Origin of the sequence: uncultured Sphingosinicella sp., from assembly GCF_963974575.1 — a bacterium.
GTDB lineage: Bacteria > Pseudomonadota > Alphaproteobacteria > Sphingomonadales > Sphingomonadaceae > Sphingosinicella.
In genome coordinates this window covers 90,520-110,171 of the sequence record NZ_CAXBBQ010000004.1, presented here as the reverse complement: position 1 = coordinate 110,171, position 19,652 = coordinate 90,520, and the positions used below count along the sequence as shown (strand labels likewise).

The following is a 19,652-nucleotide window of genomic DNA, read 5'->3' as shown; positions in this document are numbered from 1 at the left end:
GACAGGGTTTGGCGCGGCCAAGAAAAACTCGTTTGTCGGCGCGGCGCTATATGCCATCAAAGTGGTAGAGAATAGCCACGGATGGGATCGCTCTCGCCAATGTCGACGGAACTCTTGTCATTTATTGCCGTCGGTTTCGCGGCACAGCTCGTCGACGGTGCCCTGGGCATGGCGTTCGGCGTTATTTCCTCGACCCTGCTCGTCAGTCTCGGCGTTCCGCCTGCGGCCGCGTCGGCGGGTGTCCATACCGTGGAGACCTTCACCACGGCGGTTTCAGGCATCAGCCATGCGCTCCACCGCAACATCGACTGGAAGCTGTTCGCGCGCCTTGTCATTCCCGGTGTGATCGGCGGTATCCTTGGTGCCTACCTGCTCACGCAGGTTCCCGCCGAAGCCGCGCGCCCGATCGTGCTCGCCTATCTCTCGTGCATTGGCATTGTGCTGATCTGGCGCAGCTGGCGCTATCCGCCAAAGATCAAGAACCCGCGTATTGTCGAACCGCTGGGTCTTGCCGGCGGCTTCCTCGATGCGGCGGGCGGCGGCGGGTGGGGCCCGGTCGTCACCTCGAACCTGCTGATCCAAGGCGCATCGCCCCGCAAGACGATCGGTACGGTCAACACCGCCGAGTTTTTTCTTACCCTCACGGTTTCGGCCACGTTCCTGTTCACGCTTGGCGTCGAGTTCTTCACGAAGGCGATGCTCGGACTGCTCATCGGCGGCGTGATCGCCGCGCCGTTCGGCGCGTGGCTGGCGAAGAGGATCGAGCCGCGTCCGCTGCTGATGATCGTCGGCGTCGTGCTGACGCTCACCAGCGGCTTCGGTATCTGGCGCGCCTTCTTCTAGCGTCCCCAAAACGGGTGCGGCCCGCCGGGAGGGGGGGATCCGGCGGGCCGCGGGGGGCTTCAGTGACTTGTGTATATCGGCCTGGTGCGTTAGAGAGCCAATGGATAAATTTGGTCAGACTGATCGAAAAAGCCGATGACGTTTTTGCCTACGCTCAAGCAACTCCAGTACCTTGCGGCGCTTCACGAGCACCAGCACTTCGGCCGCGCGGCCGACGCCTGCTTCGTCACTCAATCGACGCTCTCTTCAGGCATCCGCGAGCTCGAGACGCTGCTCGATGCCGCGCTTGTCGAGCGCACGCGGCGTGTCGTGCGCTTTACGCCGCTCGGTGAGAAGATCGCGCGCAAGGCGATCCTCGTGCTGCGCGAGGCCGAAGACCTCGCCGCGCTGGCGCAGGCCGAAGCGAGGCCGCTGACGGGCGAAATCCGCATGGGCGTGATCCCCACGATCGCGCCGTTCTTCCTGCCGAAGGCGCTACCGCGCCTGCGCGCCTCCTGGCCCGATCTCAAGCTCTATCTGCGCGAGGAGACGAGTGCCTCGGTGTGCGATGCGCTGGGGCGAGGGCAGGTGGACTGCGTGCTGCTCGCGCTGCCGTTTCCCTGCGGCGACGTGGCGAGTGTGAAGCTGTTCCGCGACTATTTCCACATCGCCGCGCACAAGGACGATATCCACGGTGCCGGCAAGGTGATTCATCCCCAGGACATCGATACCGACCGGCTGTTGTTGCTGGAGGACGGGCACTGCCTCAAGGAGCACGCGCTCGCCGCCTGCGGACGCCCGGAGTATCGCGCGGAAACGTCGGTTGTCGGCACTTCCCTGCACACACTCATCCAGATGGTCGATAACCGTCTCGGCACCACGCTGGTGCCCGATATGGCGCTGAAGGCGGGCATCCTCAACGGCACCGACGTTGAGACGCGGCCGATCGACGGCGAAAAGCCGTTCCGCGAGATCGCGCTTGTCTGGCGGAAATCGAGCCCGCGCGAGGAAGAGTTCCGCCTGCTCGCTCAGGCCCTCGTCGACGCCGCGAGCGTCTGACGCAGTTCGCGGCCGGGGATCGGCGGCGCGCCCGATTCCGCCTTGCGGACCAGTTCAACGAGCTTCGCGTTCACGGGCGCCTTGCGCCCCAGCCTTGCGGCCAGCCGCACGACGGCGCCGTTCAGGTGGTCGACCTCGGTACGCCGCCCGCGCGCGAGATCGTCCGCCATCGATGAGCGGGCGTGCCGGTCCACCGTGGTTTTCTGCCGCGCGGCGATGCGCCGGTAGAGGAAATCCGGCAGCGACAGCAGGAGCGGCATCCGCTCGATGGGGAGCGGTAGCACGCTCGCCGGACGAATCCCCGCCGCCTTCACGAGCCCGAGCCCTTCCCGCATCGAAAGCGCCCACGCGCGCCGATAGTCGCGGTCGGCGAACTGCTGCGCCAGCGTCTTTCCGGAGAGCGCGTTGATCGCGTTGTTGAGGTTCACAAGCAGCTTGCCCCACAGCACGCCTTCCATGTCGCCGCTGCGCACAGGCGGAAGCCCACCTGCGGCAAGGACGTCGGCGAACCTGTCGAGCGCCGGATCGGCATCGATCTGGATCGGGCTGCCCGTCGCCTGATGGAAATGGGCGGGTCCGCGCCCGGCGACGTTGAAAGGCACCATGCCTGCAAAGGCGCGCGCTTCGGGCAACGCGGCGGCGATAGCAGCAACATTGTCCGCGCCGTTCTGGAGCGAAAGCACCGGCGTTCCCGCCGCGAGGTATGGCGCGAGCGCTGCGGCTGCCTCCGCCGTCGCGTCGCTCTTCACCGTAATGAGCACCATATCCGCCCCCGCCGCTGCAGCCGGACTTTCCGTCAACGTGACGTCGGAGGCGGGAACGAGCGTATCACGCCCGCTGGCATCGGAAATGCGCAGGCCGTTCTCGCGGATGGCGTCCATATAGGTCGGCCGGCCGATCAGCGTCACCCGCGCGCCGCCCGCCGCAAGCGCGCCGCCGATGTAGCAGCCGATGAGCCCGGCGCCCATCACGGCGACGGTGAGCCTATCTTTGTCGTGCATTGTCCCCACCCTTCATGCGGTTATTGTGCCGAGTGAACGCCGAATGGCAACCTGCGGATCGTGAAAGGGACAGATTATGAAGGCGCTGCTTTGTGTGGAGCACGGGCCACCGGAAAAGCTGGTCGTGCGCGAGGTCCCGACGCCGGAGCCCGGCAAGGGCGAGGTGCGCATTCGCGTTGCCGCCGCGGGTGTGAACTTCCCGGACGTGCTCATCATCCAGAACCTCTACCAGTTCAAACCGCCGCTGCCGTTCTCGCCGGGTGGTGAAGTGGCGGGCACGGTCGATGCGGTGGGCGAGGGGGTCACGCATCTGAAGCCCGGCGATCGCGTGCTCGCGATGACCGGAACGGGCGGTTTCGCCGAATATCTCATCGCGGAAGCTTCGAAGGCCGTGCCGCTCCCCGATTCGATGCCGCTGGACATCGCTGCGGGCTTCACCATGACCTACGCGACCTCCCACCACGCGCTGAAGCAGCGCGCGAACATCCAGCCCGGCGAAACGCTGCTCGTCCTCGGCGCGGCGGGCGGTGTCGGGCTCGCGGCGGTTGAACTCGGCAAGGTGATGGGCGCGAAGGTCGTTGCCGCGGCCTCGTCTGACGAGAAGCTCGCGCTCTGCCGCGAATACGGTGCTGACGAGACGATCAACTACTCCACCGAAGATCTCCGCGATGGCATCAAGCGCACCTGCGGCGCCGGGCCGGACGTGATTTATGACCCCGTGGGGGACAAGTTCGCCGAGCCCGCCTTCCGCTCGATCGGCTGGAACGGCCGCTACCTCGTCGTCGGCTTCGCGGGCGGAGAGATCCCGAAGCTCCCGCTCAACCTCGCGCTCATCAAGGGCGCGTCGATCGTCGGCGTGTTCTGGGGCGCGTTCACGATGCGCGAGCCGAAGGTGCACGCCGCGAACATGGCCGAGCTGATCCAGTGGCTGGGCGAGGGCAAGCTGCACCCGCACATCTCCCGGCGTTTCAGCCTGGACGATGGCGCCGAGGCGATCCGCTGGATGATGGACCGCAAGGCGATGGGCAAGGTGCTTATCGAGGCCTGACGGTCAACGCACGTAGCTCGCGCCGTTGATGTCGAGCGTCGCGCCTGTCATCGCGGCGGGCGCCTTCAGCGCCAGGTAGATGATCGCATTCGCCACCTCGCCGGGATCGGCAACGCGGCCGAGCGGGATGTCGGCGAGAAGCTGTTGGCCGCCGCGGCTCGAAAGATAGTCTTCCGCCATTCCGGTCATCGTGAAGCCGGGTGCGACCGCATAAGCGAGAATGCCCTCGTTCGCGTGCGCCCGCGCGATTGTCTTGGTCATCGCAATCATGCCCGCCTTCGCTGCCGCATAGTGCCAGTGCGCGGGCGAATCGCCCCGGTGCCCGGCGCGGCTCGCAACGTTGACGATGCGCCCGCCGCTACCACGCTCCCGCCAGTGCAGGATCGCCGCGCGCGACAGGTCCGCCGCCGCCTTCAGGTTGATCGCGAGGCCGCGTTCCCACTGCGCATCCCAATCGGCGTCGCTCGCCTCCAGCGGATTGTCCTCGAACACGCCCGCGTTGTTCACCAGAACGTCGATGCGCCCATCGAGCGCCTCCAGTGCCCTCTTCCAGAGCGCCCGGCCCGCGTCCGGCTGGCTGAGATCAGCGCCGATCAGTCCGCCGCCATCCGTTGTGGCGTGGCCGACGACATGCGCGTCGTCCTCGCGGATGAGGGCCATGGTTGCAGCGCCGATGCCGCGTGAGGCGCCGGTGATGAAGATGTGAGGACGTGACATGCGTGCGAGTCTATCCGCCGCGCGGCCACTCTGTCATCACCCCCGATAGAGGGGTTAGGCAGCAATGGCCGCCATGAACTCACCCACCGCGCTCTGAAGCTGTGTCAGCTGCTCGTCCACCTCGGCGAAGACCACGCGCACCGTATCCACCTCGCTTGCGACGCTTTCAGTGGAATGACGGATGCTGGCAATCGCGGCGGACATGGCGTCTGCCGAAAGCGCGGTCTCGTCGACCGAGCCGGTGATCATCGTCACCGTCGCTGCCTGATTGTCCATCGCGCCCTTGATGCGGTCGGCGGACTTGCGCACGCCGTCCACCGTTTCGCGGATTGATCCGTTCGCGGCGACCGTGCTCTGCGTCGCGGCCTGAATCGCGGCGATCTGCTTGGCGATGTCGTCAGTGGCGCGTGCGGTCTGCCCGGCGAGCGATTTCACTTCCTGTGCAACCACGGCAAAGCCGCGCCCGGCATCCCCCGCGCGCGCGGCCTCGATCGTGGCGTTGAGCGCGAGGAGGTTCGTCTGCCCGGCGATGTCGCGGATCAGGCTGACGATCGATTCGATGGTTTCACTGTGCTTGGCGAGCAGCGTCACCGAATCGACTGCCTCGCCGGCCTGCGCCGTCGCGCGGTCGGCGACGGTCGCGGCGCCATCCACTTCCGCGCGGGTTTCTTCGATCGTGCGGATAAGGCCGGCAGCTGTTTCAGCGGCCTGCCGCATCGCCATCGCCGATTGCTCGGCGGCGGCGGCCACCTCGGCGGATTTCGAAAGCATGTCGCGCGCCTTGATCGCGGCGGTCGCGGACTGGGTGCGCACGGCGGCGGAGCGCTGCGAGGTGCGCTCGACGGCGCTTGCGATCAGTGTGCGGAACTTTTCGCTGTAGGCATGTATCTCGTCGGTGCGCTGCTTGTCGCGCAGCACCAGCACGCGCGTCAGCACGAGGTCCACTTCAAGCTCGCAGATCTTGGAAAGCACGCGCAGCATCTTGCCGAGTTTCGAGCGATCCTCGATCACGTGCGGCAAATGCTCGTAGGCGACGTCGTAAGCGCAGCTGAACGCGCCCACCGCCTCGTGACTCTTGGCGCCCGCCGCGAACACGCCGTTGCCGTGCAGCGCCACGCGCTCCATCCACGCGGCATCAAGCGGGTCGGTGAGGTTCTGCCGCGTGTAGGCGACGCTGTTCTCGATCATGATGTTTTTGTGTTCGGGCGTCAGGTCATCGCCTGCGCCCGCCGAAGGCCCGAAGACTTCCCAGAACGCCTGCGCCATTTGTGGCGCGACCGGCTCCAGCGCGTGCCATAGCTCGGGCATCAGGCGCTGGTCCTCGTCGGTGATGCGATAAGAGCGGAGCCGCTCCCGCCAGGAGACCGTTTCGTTGTCGATCATGCGTTTGGGTTCTGTTGCCTGCTTTTCGCGGAAATATGTGTGTCGAGTGCGAAACGATGTAGCCGATCGGGGTTAACGCCCCGTTAGATCGTGCAGTTGCGGTGCAGTGTGGAGGCGCTACCGTGTCCATAATGGAACAAGACAGGACCGATCCGGGGGCAGCGCGCGCACGCCTTGCCCGTGTGCTCGAGCGGGCCGTTTCCGGCCAGGTCGATGTGGAGGCGGTGATCCCGCTTTCGGGAGGCGCCAATTCGCTGACCTATGCGGTCGATGCCGTTCGCGAGGGCCAGACATGGCGGCTCATCCTGCAGGTGACGCCGCCCGGCCAGGCGGCGGACGGCATGTCGCGGGCGGTGCAGGCGGCGGTGCAGACACGCGCCGGGAAGGCTGGCGTCCGCGTTGCCGAGGTGGTCGCCGTGCTGACGCCGCAGGACGGGCTCGGTGAAGGCTTCGTGATGGCATTCGTGGAGGGCGAGGCGCTCGCGCCGCGTTGGCTGCGCAACGATAGCTATGCGGAGGCGCGTGCGGCGATGCTCGCCGATTGCGCGGAATCGCTCGCGCGCATTCATGCGATCGGTGCCGAGGCTGTCGCGGATCTTCGGCTTCCGGTGCTGACACCGCAGGCGCAGCTTCGCGCGCTTCGCGAGACCTACGACCGCTGCGACGGGGCCGTGCCCGTCTTTGAGCTGGCGTTTGCCGTGCTGGCCGATCGCTTGCCGGACGATGGGGACCTTGCACTCGTCCACGGCGATTTCCGTTCGGGCAATTTTATCGTCGGCGATACCGGGCTGGCGGCGGTCGTCGACTGGGAACTCGCGCACATCGGCCATCCGCTGCTCGATATCGGCTGGCTTTCCACCAACACGTGGCGCTTTGGGCAGGCGCAGATGCCCGTTGGCGGCTTCGCGGAGCGCGAGGCGTTTTACGCGGCGTATGAAGCGGCCGGGGGCAGACCGGTGGACCGGGGTCTCGTCCTCGCGTTCGAAATGCTGGGCTCGCTGCGCTGGGGCGTGATGTGTATGCAGATGGGCGCCGCGCATCTTTCAGGCGAGGTCGCCTCTGTGGAGCGCGCCGCGATTGCCCGCCGTGTCTCGGAGACCGAGGCCGATATTCTCTACATGCTGAAACACGGAGCGCTTTAAGCGATGCGGTCCAGAATCGAAGCCGCCGACCTTGTCGAAGCCGCAGCCGCCTTCCTGAAAGAGGCGGAAGGCGAACTCTCGGGCCGCATGGCCTTTCACGCCAAGGTCGCTGCCAATGCGCTTGCCATCGCTGTCCGCGAACTGCGCGAACAACCCGATGATGTTGAAGCAGAGGCTCTCGGCGCGTTGCTGCCCGATGTCCCGCGCGGCGAACGTGTGGCCGCCGCTTGCGCGCGCATCCGTTCAGGTGCGTGGACGGTGGAGACGCCGGGGCTTCTCGATGCGCTGGAGGCTGGCGTCACAGCGCGTCTCGCCGTTGATAACCCGCGCTTTCCGACACTGCAGCGGCTTCGCGGCGCCTGAATCGGCATAGTTGAGAATCGTTCGCAAGCATAAGAGTTGCACGACTCGCCGTGCGCCCTAAAAGCACCCGTGAAAAGGGCACTCAACTGGGGATAAAAGCGTGGCATCCGTGAACCGGCCGCTTTCACCGCACCTCGGCATCTGGCGCTGGCGCGTCCATATGCTGGTTTCGATCCTGCACCGCGCCACGGGCGACGGCCTCGCCATCGGCGGCACGCTGCTGTTCCTGTGGTGGCTGGTTGCCGCCGCGACCGGCCCTGAGGCTTACGAGACATTCCTGTCGATTGCTTCCGGCTGGGTGGGCATCACGATCCTCGTCGCGCTGACGTGGGCTGTCTACCAGCACATGATGTCGGGCATACGCCACCTCGCGATGGACACCGGCTGGGGCTACGACCTCGCCACGTCGAAGCTGACCGCCATCCTCACCATCCTTGCCTCGCTGACGCTCACCGCGATCACCTGGGCAATCATCCTGTACGTCTGAGGAGCCGACCCATGGGACGTGGAACCGAAATCGGCCGCGTGCGCGGCCTCGGCGCGGCGAAGTCCGGCGTGCATCACTGGTGGCTGCAGCGTGTCACCGCGATTGCGAACCTGCTGCTCGTCGTCTGGTTCATCGTGTCGCTCGTGCGCCTGCCCGACCTCGGCTACCAGACGGTGACGGACTGGATGGCGCAGCCACTCGTGGCGGTGCCGCTCATCCTGTTCGTGGTGAGTGTTTTCTGGCACTTGCGGCTTGGTCTTCAGGTTCTGATCGAAGACTATCTGCACGAAGGCACCAAGGTCGCGACGCTCCTTGCGCTCAATGCCTTCGCTGTTGCCGGCGGTCTCGTCGGCGTCTTCTCCATTCTCAAGATCGCGCTCGGCGCCTGACGGACTGAATACGCATGACCAGCAGCTATCAGATCATCGATCACACCTATGATGCCGTCGTCGTCGGCGCCGGCGGCTCGGGCCTGCGCGCCACGATGGGCATTGCCGAGGCCGGTCTCAAGACCGCCTGCATCACCAAGGTGTTCCCCACGCGCTCGCACACGGTCGCGGCGCAGGGCGGCATCGCCGCTTCGCTCGGCAACATGGGGCCGGATCACTGGACCTGGCACATGTACGACACCGTGAAGGGGTCGGATTGGCTCGGCGATCAGGACGCGATCGAATATCTCTGCCGCGAAGCACCCGCCGCCGTTTACGAGCTGGAGCACGCGGGTGTGCCGTTCAGCCGCACTGCCGAGGGCAAGATCTATCAGCGCCCGTTCGGCGGCATGATGCAGAACATGGGCGCCGGCCCACCCGCGCAGCGCACGTGCGCCGCTGCCGATCGCACCGGCCACGCCATGCTGCACGCGCTTTACCAGCAGTCGCTGCGCTACAGCGCGGACTTCTTCATCGAATACTTCGCGCTCGATCTCATCATGGAAAACGGTGAGTGCCGGGGCGTCATCGCCATGTGCATGGAAGACGGCACCATCCACCGCTTCCGCTCGCACAGCGTCGTGCTCGCGACGGGCGGCTACGGCCGTGCGTATTTCTCCGCCACCTCCGCGCACACCTGCACGGGTGACGGCGGCGGCATGGTGCTGCGTGCGGGTTTGCCGTTGCAGGACATGGAATTCGTGCAGTTCCACCCGACCGGCATCTACGGCGCGGGCGTCCTCATCACCGAGGGCGCGCGCGGCGAGGGCGGCTACCTCACCAACTCCGAGGGCGAGCGCTTCATGGAACGCTATGCGCCGTCCGCGAAGGACCTCGCCAGCCGCGACGTGGTCTCGCGATCGATGGCGATGGAAATCCGCGAAGGCCGGGGTGTCGGCAAGGAGAAGGACCATATCTACCTTCACCTCAACCACATCGACGCCAAGATCCTGCACGAGCGCCTGCCCGGCATCACCGAGACCGGCAAGATCTTCGCCGGCGTCGACCTGACGCGCCAGCCGCTCCCCGTGGTGCCTACCGTCCACTACAACATGGGCGGCATCCCCACGAACTATCACGGCGAGGTCGTCACCTTGAAGGATGGCAACCCGGATACGGTCGTCCCCGGCCTGTTCGCGGTGGGTGAGGCGGCGTGCGTCTCCGTCCACGGCGCCAACCGCCTTGGCTCCAACAGCCTCATCGATCTCGTCGTCTTCGGCCGCGCCACCGCGCACCGTGTCGCCGAGATCATCAAGCCCGGCACCGCGCACAAGCCGCTCCCGGGCGACTCGACCGACCTCGCGCTCGGCCGCCTCGATCACTTCCGCAATGCGGCGGGCGGCTCGCCCACCGCGGAGGTCCGCCTCGAAATGCAGAAGACCATGCAGGCGCACTGCGCGGTGTTCCGCACCGACGAGCTGCTCCAGGAAGGCATCGGCAAGCTCACGAAGACCTACGAGCGCGTGCAGGACATCCGCGTTACCGACAAGGGCCTCGTCTGGAACACCGATCTCCTCGAAACGCTGGAGCTGGACAACCTCGTCAGCCAAGCGATGGTGACGATCCACGGCGCCGCCAACCGCAAGGAAAGCCGCGGCGCGCACATGCACGAGGACTATCCGAACCGCGACGACGAGAACTTCATGCGGCACACGATCTCATGGTTCGACGGCTGGGGCGGCAAGGGCGGCGGCGTCAAGCTCGATTACCGCCCGGTGCATACCTACACGCTCACGGACGAGATCGAATACATCAAGCCGAAGGCGCGCGTTTACTAACGCCCCGCCACCGCCAGGCGGCTCAGTTGATCCGGGGTTAGCGTCAGCGTTGCGGCCGTCATCAGGTCCGCGACCTGCTCCGGCCTGCTCGCGCTGGCGATGGGGGCGGTGATGCCCGGCTGCTCTTTCACCCAAGCAAGCGCTATGGCGGCCAGGCTGGCGCCCGTCTCAGCGGCGACTGTATCCAGCGCGGCGAGGACGGCAGGGCCTTTGCCTTCCATCCATTTTTTCACAGCGCCCGCGCGTGCGCCGGAAAGGTCGGCGGGCGTCCGGTATTTGCCGGAGAGATAACCGCTCGCCAGCCCGTAGTAGGGCACCACGCCGATCATCTCGTCGATTGCGATCTGCTGCAACGCGCCTTCATATTCGTCGCGTTTCAACAGGTTGTATTGGGGTTGCAGCACGGTGAAGCGCGCCCAGCCGTTCCGGTCGCTGATCGCCAGCGCTTCGGCGAGCCGCGCCGGGCTATAGTTCGAGGCGCCGATCGCGCGCACCTTGTCCGCCTTTACCAGCGCATCGAACGCGCCCATCGTCTCTTCCAGCGGCGTCTCAGGATCGTCCTTGTGCGCGAAATAAACGTCGATCACATCGGTTTGCAGGCGCTTCAACGAGGCTTCGCACGCCGCCGCGATGCGGCTTGCCTTCAATCCCTTGCCGCCTTTGCCGTCCAGCATCCCGACCTATGTGGCGATCACCGTCTGATCGCGCCGGCCACGCGCCTGCAGCCATGTTCCGATGAGCGTTTCTGATTCGCCGCCGCTGTTGCCGGGGACCCATGCGGAATAAACGTCTGCCGTATCGATAAAATTGCCGCCTCCCTCGGCGAAGGCGTCGAGCACGGCGAAGCTCGTCTTCTTGTCGGCCGTCCAGCCGAAGACGTTGCCGCCGAGCATGATGGGGGCGACCGAAAGGCCGCTGGTGCCAAGCGTGCGCTGTTTCATTCGGGTCTCCTGTCGCAAGGCGTCGAGCATCCCGCGTTGTCGTTCCGACTGCAACCTCTTCAAATCTGTCCTGATTCGGCACACCCCGCAGCCTGTGGTATAAGCCGCGTATACCAGCGACTCATTCCCGAACCGCTCGGCCCCGCAGCAAAAGCTGTGGTATCAGGAGAGTCCTATGCCCGCCCCAGAAGTGCGCGAATATCTCCTGCGGAGGGAGACTGAATGTCGTGAGATGGCCACCCGAGCCGCTGCTCCGTCCGTGCGCAAAATCCATGAATCGCTCGCTGACGAGTTTGCAGCGCGGGCCGAAGAGGTCAAGGAAGTGGCTGTCTAAGGCAGCTTGCTAAACGATCCGGAAGACCTGACCGCTGCCTGCATCGCGGACCATGTCGATACGCGCGCCGTCCCAATGATAATCGAGATGCCGCCCCTGCCTCGGCAGGGACGCGCGGTCTGGATAGAACAGACCGACGCACGTACCGACCGCGCGGCGCACGCTCGGATAGATGACGCCCTCGGAGCCTGCCGCCCGAAGCTGCGCACCGAGCAGTTGGCTGGGGGTGTAGTCGTCAGGAGAAAGTACGGTTTCGGCGTCGCTGCGCAGATCGTGAAGCGATGCGGAAACATCGAGCACGATCTCCCGGAACTGGGAGGTCCAGCCCGGCGGCTCTGCCGTTGCAGCCATAAAGCGCGCGTGATGGTGCGCTGTTTCGAACAGCGCCGTCTCAAAGCTGTCGCCGATATAGAGCACGCCGTAGCGCCCGTCGCTGAACCGGCTCGGGCGATCGGTGCTGATGTGCGTGAAGGGTGCCATCAGGTAGCTCGCGCCCGGCCCGGAAACGCGGCGTGCGGATGGTACGAGGTCGAGCGTGCCGATGGTGGCCATCAGGCGCGGGTTGGTCTTCTGCTCGGCGGCGATCAGCAGCGGCCAGTCGGCGGGGTCTGCTATGTCTTCGAACAGGTCGATGGGCGGCCAGGCGCTTCGGATGATCCGCACCGCGCCTTTCCATTCCACCTCAACGACCGGAATCGCGGCATCGTTCACCAGCCGCCCCGCTCGGCATCGAGGTAGCGGCGCACGCGCATCAGATCGGTGAGTTCGCCGCCAAGCATGATGTCGAGCGCACTTTCGCCCCCGAAGACGGTGCTCGGCGCCTTTACCCATGCATAGCTGCGATGCGGTTCGCGGAAGATGATGCGCAGCGCCTTGTGGATGCCCATCAGGTTGGAAAGCCGGGCCTTGCCGTCGCGGCCCATACGGCCCGGGCCCTCTGCCTTCCAGCGACGGTAGGTGCGGAGCGGCAGGTCAAGCAGGGTTGCCGCGGCCTCGTCGGTAATATCCCACGCGCGGAACAGGTTCAGTGCGGCGCGGAACATTGCGGCGCCTTCCGCATCGGTGATGGGTGCGGGGCGAAACACCTGCGGTGCGGTGTCGACAAGCTGAAGCGTGGGTGTCACGGCGTTTCCTTTTGGCATCATATAATTCATATGATGCCATTTGGCAACCGTAACGGCTCAAGGGTTACGTCCGGTCACCACCCACGCGGCACCATCAATGATAACGCCGGCATCGCTCAGCCGTGTCTCAAGCGCTGCACGCACGGCAGCCATGGCCTTCTCGCGCACGTCGTCGGGCTTGTCCGCGAGCAGGCGCGGGACCGGGCCAATCTGAGTCATATACTCCATGGCGTCGTCGAGCGCGGCCTCCCGGCTCGCCCCGATTCCGTATATGAGCGGGGCGTCGAAGGGCTTGATCTCCACATCGGTGAAACCTGCATCGGCAAGGATGGCTTCCACGCGCAGGCGGTTGCCGAACGCATACGGGCCGGGGGCATCCGGGTTCGACTCAGGGATCGGCACGATGCCGCGCAGCGCTGCGATCGGCAGCTTCGCCCAGTCGTTTTCAGCGGCGCTACGCCAGCAGATGAAGGTAAGGCGCCCGCCGGGTTTCAGCGCTGTGCGCATGTGGCGGAAAGCTTCCGTAGGTGCGTCGAAGAACATCACGCCGAAGCGCGAAAAGAGAAGGTCGAAGGCAGCGTCGGGCAGGGCTGCACGGCCTGCGTCTTCCAACCTGAAGTCGATCGGCATTGCGGCGGCTGCGGCGCGTTCCCGCGCGCGGGCGACGAGCGGCTCCGAGATGTCGACGCCCACCACACGGCCGTCAGGCAGCACGCTAGCGGCAAGCGCCAGCGTCGTGACGCCCGCACCGCAGCCGATGTCGAGCACCGCCTCGCCCGGCCGGGCGGCGGCCGCGGCCAACGCGGCATCGCCGTAGGGCGCGAGGATGCGATCGAGCCGTTCCTGATTGTCCACCCAGCGCGCACCCGTCGCGCCGTTCCAGTCGTCGATTTGAGATGCGTTTTTCATGGATGATGCATTATATCATTTGAGAACGGTTCTCAATAAAAAGAAAGGGACTCGCCAAATCTATGCCCAAACGGCCTCCGAGTATTGATAGTGCTCGGAAAATCCCGTTCTGCGATGATGTGCGGACCCCAAATATGGGTCGCCAACTGGGTCGGGCTCTCGCTCGGCCCAATTGTTTGTCTCAGCTTGCGATCGGGTGGAATCTAGCCGAATTTCTTCTGAAGAAACAGGGGTGGGGATGATGTGGAAGATTCTGGCTGCGCTGGTCCTTCTCGTTTTCGCGTCTCTGTTGTTCCGTCACTTTCAGCCTGAGATCGGGCAACGGCTGTTTGCCCGCGCGGCTGCAGCCAACGTCGACCGCGACGCACGCGACGGCTTGCCAGACGGTCTTCACGTGGCGCTTTGCGGCGCGGGCTCCCCGCTTTCGGCATCGAACCGGGCCGGGCCGTGTACGGCCGTGATCGCCGGCAAAAGACTGTTTATTGTCGATACGGGTGGTGGATCAGTTCGTAGGCTTGGGGCCATGGGCTTGCCTGTCGGCGATATCGAGGCATTGCTGCTCACGCATTTCCATTCAGACCATATCGACGGCATCGGCGAGTTGATGACCCTGCGCTGGGCGAGCAGCGGCAGCGCGGCGCCGCTTCCCGTCTACGGGCCGCCCGGTGTCGATGCGGTCGTTCAGGGCCTCAATGCTGCCTATGCGCTCGATCGCGGCTACCGCGTGGCTCATCATGGTGCGGACATCGTGCCTCCTGCGGGGCACGGTGCCGTGCCGCACGCGTTTTCCGCCAACCGACCTTTGGTTGTTCTTGATGCCGGTGGTCTGCGCGTCACGGCCTTTCCGGTCCGCCACGACCCCGTTCGGCCGGCGGTAGGCTACCGGTTCGACTATGCTGGACGCTCGGTCGTGATCAGCGGTGATACGGCGCCGGATCCGATTGTGGCGGAGCAGGCGAAAGGCGCCGACATTCTCGTCCATGAGGCCCTGAATGCCGGAATGGTGAGCGTGCTGGAGCGCGCACTACGGGCAGACGGAAATGCGCGTGCCGCCAAGATCATGTCGGATATCCCCGGCTATCACGCCTCGCCGGAAGATGCGGCGCGCGCGGCGGCGACCGCGAACGTGCGAATGCTGGTCTTGAACCACATCGTTCCGCCGCTGCCGCTGCGCATTCTGGAACCCTATTTCCTCCGTGACGCAGCGGCGCACTACGAAGGGCCGATCGTTGTCGGCGCCGACGGCATGCTGTTTAGCCTGCCGCGCGGCGCCGACACGATCGAACGAGACGATCTTCTCTAGCTTGTCGCGGTTTCCGTTACCGGCACGAGCTTGATCTCGACGCGGCGGTTCTGCGCGCGTCCCGTTTCGCTGTCGTTGCTGGCGATCGGCTGGCTTTCGCCCATGCCCTGCGTTGCGATGCGTGCGCGCAGCACGCCGTTTGACGACAGATAGGTGGCGACGCTGTCGGCGCGGCGCTGCGAGAGCGTCATGTTGTAAGCATCAGATCCGGTCGAATCGGTGTGTCCGATCACGTCGACGAAGGTCTTCTCGTACTGCGACAGCACGCGCGCGACCTCGTTCAGCGTCGGCTGGAACCGCGGGCTGACAAGCGCTGAGTCGACATCGAACGTTACCTTCGAAGGCATGTTGAGCACGATTTCGTCGCCCTGGCGCACGACATCGATGCCCGTGCCCGCGGTCTTTTCGCGCAGCTCCTTCTCCTGCTTGTCCATGTAGGCGCCGACCGCCGCGCCTGCGAGCGCGCCGACGCCGGTTCCGACCAGCACTTCGGTGCGATTGCGTTTGCCGCCGATGATGGCGCCGAGGCCCGCACCCGCGCCCGCGCCAAGCGCGGCGCCGATCGCAGTCTTCGAGAGTTCCTTCTTGCCGGTTTCCGGGTTGGTCACGCAGGCCGTCGTCAGCAGCAGGCTCGCCGCAGTGGCGCTCGCCACCATTTTCGCTCGGATAGACATAAGCCCCTGATCTCCATTTCTGTTTGCGTCGCAAATACGCGGGAAGCCGCGTGCTTGTTCCAACAGCACTTCAGATTAACGCGTGCTGAGCAGGCCGTTCAGATCAAAAAACCGGCGCATCATCGCCGCGACCTGCTCCATCACCTCGAACTGCAGCATATGGCCTGATCCCGTCACCTGCGCGGTCGCGATGTTGCGGTTCAGCTTCGAAAGGTCCGAAAGCCGGTTCATCGTCCGCTCGACGGTGATAACGAGCGTCGGCACTGAAAGTGCCGCGAAAGCCGCCGGGCCGTCCCAGCTCCAGATCGCGTCCCAACCCGCGCGCGCCACGTCCGGGTCGGCGGAGGCTTGCGTATCGGCGAGCGCGCGCACCGCCTCCGCATCGGTCGGCGCGATCATCATGCCGCCTGAAAAGCGGCGCATCAGCGCGGGGAAGTCGTCCGTCGTCGCAAGGTCTGTCTTCATGCGGTCCCGCCCCGCGAAGGCTGCTTCCATCGGCTGGATCGCGGCCGGATCGAGCAGCACCGCAGCCATTACCCGCTCCGGCGCGCGCGCTGCCGCCTCCACCACGATCTGCGCGCCCATCGAATGGCCCACCCAGATCGCGCGCTCGGGCATCGCCGCCAGCACGGCTTCAGTCTGTGCCGGGATCGCATAGTCACCCGTCTTCGCGCTCGCGCCGTGGCCGGGAAGGTCCGGCATCACCGCCTTCTGGGCCGGAAACGCGTCGGCGACCGGCTGCATGGCGCAGTGATCGCACGTCCAGCCGTGGACGAGGGCAAGCGCTGGTTCCATGCCCGCACGCGTAACAACATTCAGCATTGCGATCCTTTCCCCCAAGTCCGGGCTTCAAATGCCTGTTTCCGCCGTATAAGGAAAGGTGATCATGCAACCCTTTCCCTGGTCCGACGTCGGGATCATCCTAGTTCTCATTGCTTTGAACGGCGTGTTCGCCATGTCGGAGATGTCTGTCGTCTCGTCACGCCGGGCACGACTGCAAGCGATGGTGAACGCGGACAAGCCCGGGTCGCGCATGGCGCTGTCGCTCCACGACGAACCTTCGCGCTTTCTCTCCACCGTGCAGATCGGCATCACGCTCGTCGGCATCATCGCGGGTGCCTACTCAGGCGCAACGCTTGGCGGGCCGGTGGCGGAGCGGCTGCAAGCGCTCGGCGTGCCGGCGCGACTGTCGGGCGAAGCTGGGATCGTGCTCGTCGTTTCGTTCATTACCTATTTGTCGCTCACAGTGGGCGAGTTGGTGCCGAAACAGCTCGCGCTGCGCAGCCCGGAACGTATCGCCGTGCTGATCGCGGCGCCGATGTCGGTGCTCTCGCGCGTCACCGCGCCGCTGGTCTGGGTGCTCGAGCGCTCGACGAAAACGCTGCTCCGGCTGTTCGGCGCGGCGCAGGAAAACGCCGATCATGTCACCGCCGAGGAACTCCACCTCATCGTCTCGGAAGCGACCAACGCCGGCGTGATCGAGGAGAGCGAGCGCCAGATGATCAGCGGCGTGATGCGCCTCGCCAACCGTTCGGTGCGTGCGGTCATGACGCCGCGTACAGAGATCGACTGGCTCGACATCGAGGCGGACGAGGCCGAGCTTCGTGCCGAGCTGATCGCGACGCCGCACACGCGCCTGCCGGTCGCCGAGGGTTCGGTCGACCGGATCGTCGGCGTGGTGCAGGCGCGCGATGTCGTGGCCGCGATCCTCGATGGCCGGTCGCTCGATCTGAGGGCGCTGCTCCGGCCTGCGCCCGTCGTTCCCGATGCGATGGATGCGGCGGACGCGCTCGAAGTCCTGCGTCGCGCGGACGTGCCGATCGCGCTCGTTCACGATGAGTACGGCCATTTTGAAGGCATCCTCACGCCGGCCGACCTGCTCGCGGCGATCGCGGGGGCGTTCAAATCTGATCTCGACGAGGGCAGCGAGCCCGACGCCGTGGAGCGCGGTGATGGTAGCTGGCTGCTCGCCGGATCGATGCCCGCCGACGAGATGGCCGAAACGCTCGGCACCCGGCTTCCGGCAGACCGCGACTACCAGACCGTCGCCGGTTTCGCGCTCAGCGTGCTCACGCATCTCCCGGAGATTGGCGAGACCTTTGCCTACGATGACTGGCGCTTCGAGATAGTCGACATGGACGGCCGCAAGATCGATCGCCTTCTCGCGGCGCCCGCGGCGAACCCCGAACCCTAACGCTGCGCTCTCAGTGCTGCCACGTCCGCCTCCAGCCGGCGCAGCGTATCGATCACCGCCATGTCGAGCTTCTCGTGAAGCCTCAGGATTTCAAGCTCGGCGCGCAGGTTCACTTCATAATCGAGCCGCGCGGCGAGCCGGTCTTTGTCTGCCTGCCGGTTCTGGCTCATCATGATGACGGGGGCTTGTATGGCGGCGAGCGTCGATAGCATCAGGTTGAGAAAGATGTAGGGATAGGGATCGAAGGCGAGCCCCAGCTCCTTCAGAATCCCGCTGTTCAGCAGCATCCAGCCGAACAGAATAACGGCAAACGCTATGATGAAGCCCCACGAGCCGCCGACCTCTGCGACTCGGTCCGCCAGCCGATCTCCGAATGTTGCGTCCTCCTCGGCGATCAGCCCTGCATCGCGACTGATCGGTGTTCGCTTAGAAACATGTTCGAGTACGCGCTTTTCGTGGTGACCGAGGTCTTCCGGCGCGCTGCCGAGAAGGCGTTTCGAAACTTCCGCGATATCGATGATCGGACGCATGGGGTGCCTCTTGCTGGTTCCCCCCGATACTAGAAAACGCCGCGGCTGCGATCTATCCCTCGCAATCAGGCGGCGAGGGCGCTCCAGCGCGTTTCCCAGTCTGCGAGATCCCACGCTTCGGGGTTTTCGGACGAAACGATTGCATCGCCGTTCCCATCCAGCAGCAGGTTGATGTCCTGTGACGGGATGGGTGCGCAATTGGTGATCGAATAGAACGCGCGCACCACCGGCCGCGTCAGGTCCGCAGTGTTGATGTCGAGTACGAGCGCAAGGTGGTTAGAACGCAGCTTCACTAGCGTTCCCACCGGATAGATTCCGACTGAGCGGATGAATGCGGTAAGGAGATCATTATCGAAGTGTCCTCGCCAGCTGAACATGGTTTTCAGCGCCCTGTTCGCCTCCCAAGCGGTCTTGTAGGGGCGGTTGGAGGTTAGCGCGTCATAAACGTCGCAGATCGCTCCTACGCGCGAAAACAATGTGATCTGGTTGCCCTTCAGCCGTTGGGGATAGCCGGTGCCATTCACCCGCTCGTGGTGATGCAGGCAGACGTCGAGTGCCATGTCGGGTACCTCTCGACTGCGCCGGAGCAGCGCATGGCCGCGCTCCGGATGCGTCTTCATAATGGAGAACTCCTCGTTGGTGAGGTCGCCCGGCTTGCCGAGCACCGCTTCGGGCATTGCCATTTTGCCGATGTCGTGGAGAAGCCCGGCAACACCCATGTTGCGTAGCGTCCCGGCATCGAAGCCGCCGATCTCGCGCCCCATGTTGATCATCAGCGCCGAAACCGCCACCGAGTGCACGTACGTGTATTCGTCCTTGGATTTGAGCCTTAGAATGCTGGTCAGCGCGGATCGGTTGCGCGCAAGCGAGCCGGCAATGTCGTCCACCAGCGGCACCAGCGTGTCCGCCTCCACGATCTTGCCCAGCCTCGCCTGATCGTAAAGCTCGGTCATTACCCGCTTGGCGTGTGCGGCGATGGCGTTTGCGCGTCCATATTCCTCTGCCATGCTGCACGGCGCGTCCGACGCGACAGTCGTGATTGCGGGCGGGGTCTCGGCGTTCAGCGGAACGATCACCTCCAGAGGCGTAGCTTCGATTGTCGGCGCCGGGCGCTTCGGCTCCGTGTGCGCTTCGGAGGCCGGAGCCGAGCGGGCGACGTTCTGTTCCATAAGGATGTCAGCGCCCTTCTCGGTATCGATGACGACGCCATCGACACGGCTGCTGCGCAGGGCCTCGACGTCCTCAGGATCGCTCAGAACGAAACCGGCCTTGATGAAAGGGTGGGAAAACCAGGACCCCTCCATCGCATGTATGAACATGCCGGATCGCACCTGATCGCGTCGAATTCGCCTCAGCACCCGAAGTTCCTGTTTTTGAAGCGCGAATCGCGCCGTCCCCGGCACATCTTTTGGCAT

At 65.1% G+C, this 19,652-nt stretch carries 20 protein-coding genes and 1 pseudogene; 10 read left to right on the top strand and 11 right to left on the bottom strand.

Annotated elements, in window-relative coordinates; all coding sequences use genetic code 11:
• Positions 1 to 99: 99 nt before the first annotated feature.
• Both AAC014_RS08435 and AAC014_RS08430 read left to right on the top strand, forming a co-directional pair.
• A complete protein-coding gene (locus AAC014_RS08435; protein ID WP_339706868.1) occupies positions 100 to 843 on the top strand; it encodes a sulfite exporter TauE/SafE family protein in 744 nt (247 codons plus the stop codon).
• 135 nt (positions 844 to 978) lie between these two features.
• On the top strand, positions 979 to 1,881 hold the full coding sequence (locus AAC014_RS08430) for a hydrogen peroxide-inducible genes activator (protein WP_339706865.1): 903 nt from the start codon (positions 979 to 981) through the stop codon (positions 1,879 to 1,881).
• Here AAC014_RS08430 and AAC014_RS08425 read toward each other — a convergent pair.
• Entirely contained in the window at positions 1,851 to 2,882 is a 1,032-nt protein-coding gene (locus tag AAC014_RS08425; RefSeq protein WP_339706862.1) for a 2-dehydropantoate 2-reductase, read from the bottom strand. The two genes, AAC014_RS08430 and AAC014_RS08425, sit on opposite strands and share 31 nt — an antisense overlap.
• Before the next feature lie 76 nt (positions 2,883 to 2,958).
• On the opposite strand from AAC014_RS08425, the gene AAC014_RS08420 reads away from it, so the two are divergent.
• A complete protein-coding gene (locus AAC014_RS08420; protein WP_339706860.1) occupies positions 2,959 to 3,930 on the top strand; it encodes an NADPH:quinone oxidoreductase family protein in 972 nt (323 codons plus the stop codon).
• A 3-nt stretch (positions 3,931 to 3,933) separates the two neighbouring features.
• Here the strand turns inward: AAC014_RS08420 and AAC014_RS08415 are convergent, their stop codons facing one another.
• Both AAC014_RS08415 and AAC014_RS08410 read right to left on the bottom strand, forming a co-directional pair.
• Entirely contained in the window at positions 3,934 to 4,647 is a 714-nt protein-coding gene (locus tag AAC014_RS08415) for an SDR family oxidoreductase (RefSeq protein WP_339706858.1), read from the bottom strand.
• A gap of 54 nt (positions 4,648 to 4,701) precedes the next feature.
• Complete coding sequence (locus AAC014_RS08410) at positions 4,702 to 6,030, bottom strand: methyl-accepting chemotaxis protein (RefSeq protein WP_339706856.1); 1,329 nt, start codon at positions 6,028 to 6,030, stop codon at positions 4,702 to 4,704.
• 131 nt (positions 6,031 to 6,161) lie between these two features.
• On the opposite strand from AAC014_RS08410, the gene AAC014_RS08405 reads away from it, so the two are divergent.
• The 5 genes from AAC014_RS08405 (at position 6,162) to sdhA (ending at position 10,228) form a co-directional block, all read left to right on the top strand.
• Entirely contained in the window at positions 6,162 to 7,172 is a 1,011-nt protein-coding gene (locus AAC014_RS08405) for a phosphotransferase family protein (protein ID WP_339706853.1), read from the top strand.
• A 3-nt stretch (positions 7,173 to 7,175) separates the two neighbouring features.
• A complete protein-coding gene (locus AAC014_RS08400; protein WP_339706850.1) occupies positions 7,176 to 7,535 on the top strand; it encodes a DUF6285 domain-containing protein in 360 nt (119 codons plus the stop codon).
• Between the two features lie 100 nt (positions 7,536 to 7,635).
• Positions 7,636 to 8,022, top strand: a complete 387-nt coding sequence (gene sdhC / locus AAC014_RS08395; protein WP_339706847.1) for a succinate dehydrogenase, cytochrome b556 subunit — start codon at positions 7,636 to 7,638, stop codon at positions 8,020 to 8,022.
• An 11-nt stretch (positions 8,023 to 8,033) separates the two neighbouring features.
• A complete protein-coding gene (gene sdhD, locus AAC014_RS08390; protein WP_339706844.1) occupies positions 8,034 to 8,411 on the top strand; it encodes a succinate dehydrogenase, hydrophobic membrane anchor protein in 378 nt (125 codons plus the stop codon).
• Positions 8,412 to 8,425: 14 nt separating this feature from the next.
• Positions 8,426 to 10,228 carry a succinate dehydrogenase flavoprotein subunit gene (gene sdhA, locus AAC014_RS08385; protein ID WP_339706841.1) on the top strand — a complete coding sequence of 601 codons (1,803 nt, stop codon included), beginning with the start codon at positions 8,426 to 8,428 and terminating at the stop codon, positions 10,226 to 10,228.
• On the opposite strand, the pseudogene AAC014_RS08380 reads toward sdhA, so the two are convergent.
• From AAC014_RS08380 to AAC014_RS08365, 4 genes and pseudogenes are all read right to left on the bottom strand, one after another.
• Positions 10,225 to 11,169 (bottom strand): annotated as a pseudogene (locus AAC014_RS08380) (aldo/keto reductase). The gene sdhA and the pseudogene AAC014_RS08380 sit on opposite strands and share 4 nt — an antisense overlap.
• A gap of 343 nt (positions 11,170 to 11,512) precedes the next feature.
• Positions 11,513 to 12,217 (bottom strand): RES family NAD+ phosphorylase, encoded by a 705-nt coding sequence (locus AAC014_RS08375; protein WP_339707853.1) that lies wholly within the window; start codon positions 12,215 to 12,217, stop codon positions 11,513 to 11,515.
• Positions 12,211 to 12,588 carry an MbcA/ParS/Xre antitoxin family protein gene (locus AAC014_RS08370; RefSeq protein ID WP_339707851.1) on the bottom strand — a complete coding sequence of 126 codons (378 nt, stop codon included), beginning with the start codon at positions 12,586 to 12,588 and terminating at the stop codon, positions 12,211 to 12,213. Before AAC014_RS08370 ends, AAC014_RS08375 begins: the two co-directional genes overlap by 7 nt.
• Positions 12,589 to 12,684: 96 nt before the next feature.
• The gene (locus tag AAC014_RS08365) at positions 12,685 to 13,536 is read right to left on the bottom strand and encodes a methyltransferase domain-containing protein (protein ID WP_339706838.1); all 852 of its coding nucleotides are present in this window, start codon (positions 13,534 to 13,536) and stop codon (positions 12,685 to 12,687) included.
• Positions 13,537 to 13,774: 238 nt separating this feature from the next.
• On the opposite strand from AAC014_RS08365, the gene AAC014_RS08360 reads away from it, so the two are divergent.
• Positions 13,775 to 14,839, top strand: coding sequence for an MBL fold metallo-hydrolase (locus tag AAC014_RS08360; RefSeq protein WP_339706836.1), 1,065 nt, complete (start codon positions 13,775 to 13,777; stop codon positions 14,837 to 14,839).
• On the opposite strand, the gene AAC014_RS08355 is transcribed toward AAC014_RS08360, so the two are convergent.
• Together AAC014_RS08355 and AAC014_RS08350 are read right to left on the bottom strand one after the other, a co-directional pair.
• The gene (locus AAC014_RS08355; RefSeq protein ID WP_339706833.1) at positions 14,836 to 15,513 is read right to left on the bottom strand and encodes an OmpA family protein; all 678 of its coding nucleotides are present in this window, start codon (positions 15,511 to 15,513) and stop codon (positions 14,836 to 14,838) included. The two genes, AAC014_RS08360 and AAC014_RS08355, sit on opposite strands and share 4 nt — an antisense overlap.
• A 75-nt stretch (positions 15,514 to 15,588) precedes the next feature.
• The gene (locus tag AAC014_RS08350) at positions 15,589 to 16,335 is read right to left on the bottom strand and encodes an alpha/beta hydrolase (RefSeq protein WP_339706830.1); all 747 of its coding nucleotides are present in this window, start codon (positions 16,333 to 16,335) and stop codon (positions 15,589 to 15,591) included.
• A gap of 64 nt (positions 16,336 to 16,399) precedes the next feature.
• Here AAC014_RS08350 and AAC014_RS08345 point away from each other — a divergent pair, with 64 nt between their 5' ends.
• Entirely contained in the window at positions 16,400 to 17,707 is a 1,308-nt protein-coding gene (locus tag AAC014_RS08345) for a hemolysin family protein (protein WP_339706828.1), read from the top strand.
• On the opposite strand, the gene AAC014_RS08340 is transcribed toward AAC014_RS08345, so the two are convergent.
• Both AAC014_RS08340 and AAC014_RS08335 read right to left on the bottom strand, forming a co-directional pair.
• Positions 17,704 to 18,237 (bottom strand): DUF1003 domain-containing protein, encoded by a 534-nt coding sequence (locus tag AAC014_RS08340; protein ID WP_339706825.1) that lies wholly within the window; start codon positions 18,235 to 18,237, stop codon positions 17,704 to 17,706. The genes AAC014_RS08345 and AAC014_RS08340 overlap by 4 nt on opposite strands.
• A 65-nt stretch (positions 18,238 to 18,302) precedes the next feature.
• A complete protein-coding gene (locus AAC014_RS08335; protein WP_339706822.1) occupies positions 18,303 to 19,652 on the bottom strand; it encodes an HD-GYP domain-containing protein in 1,350 nt (449 codons plus the stop codon).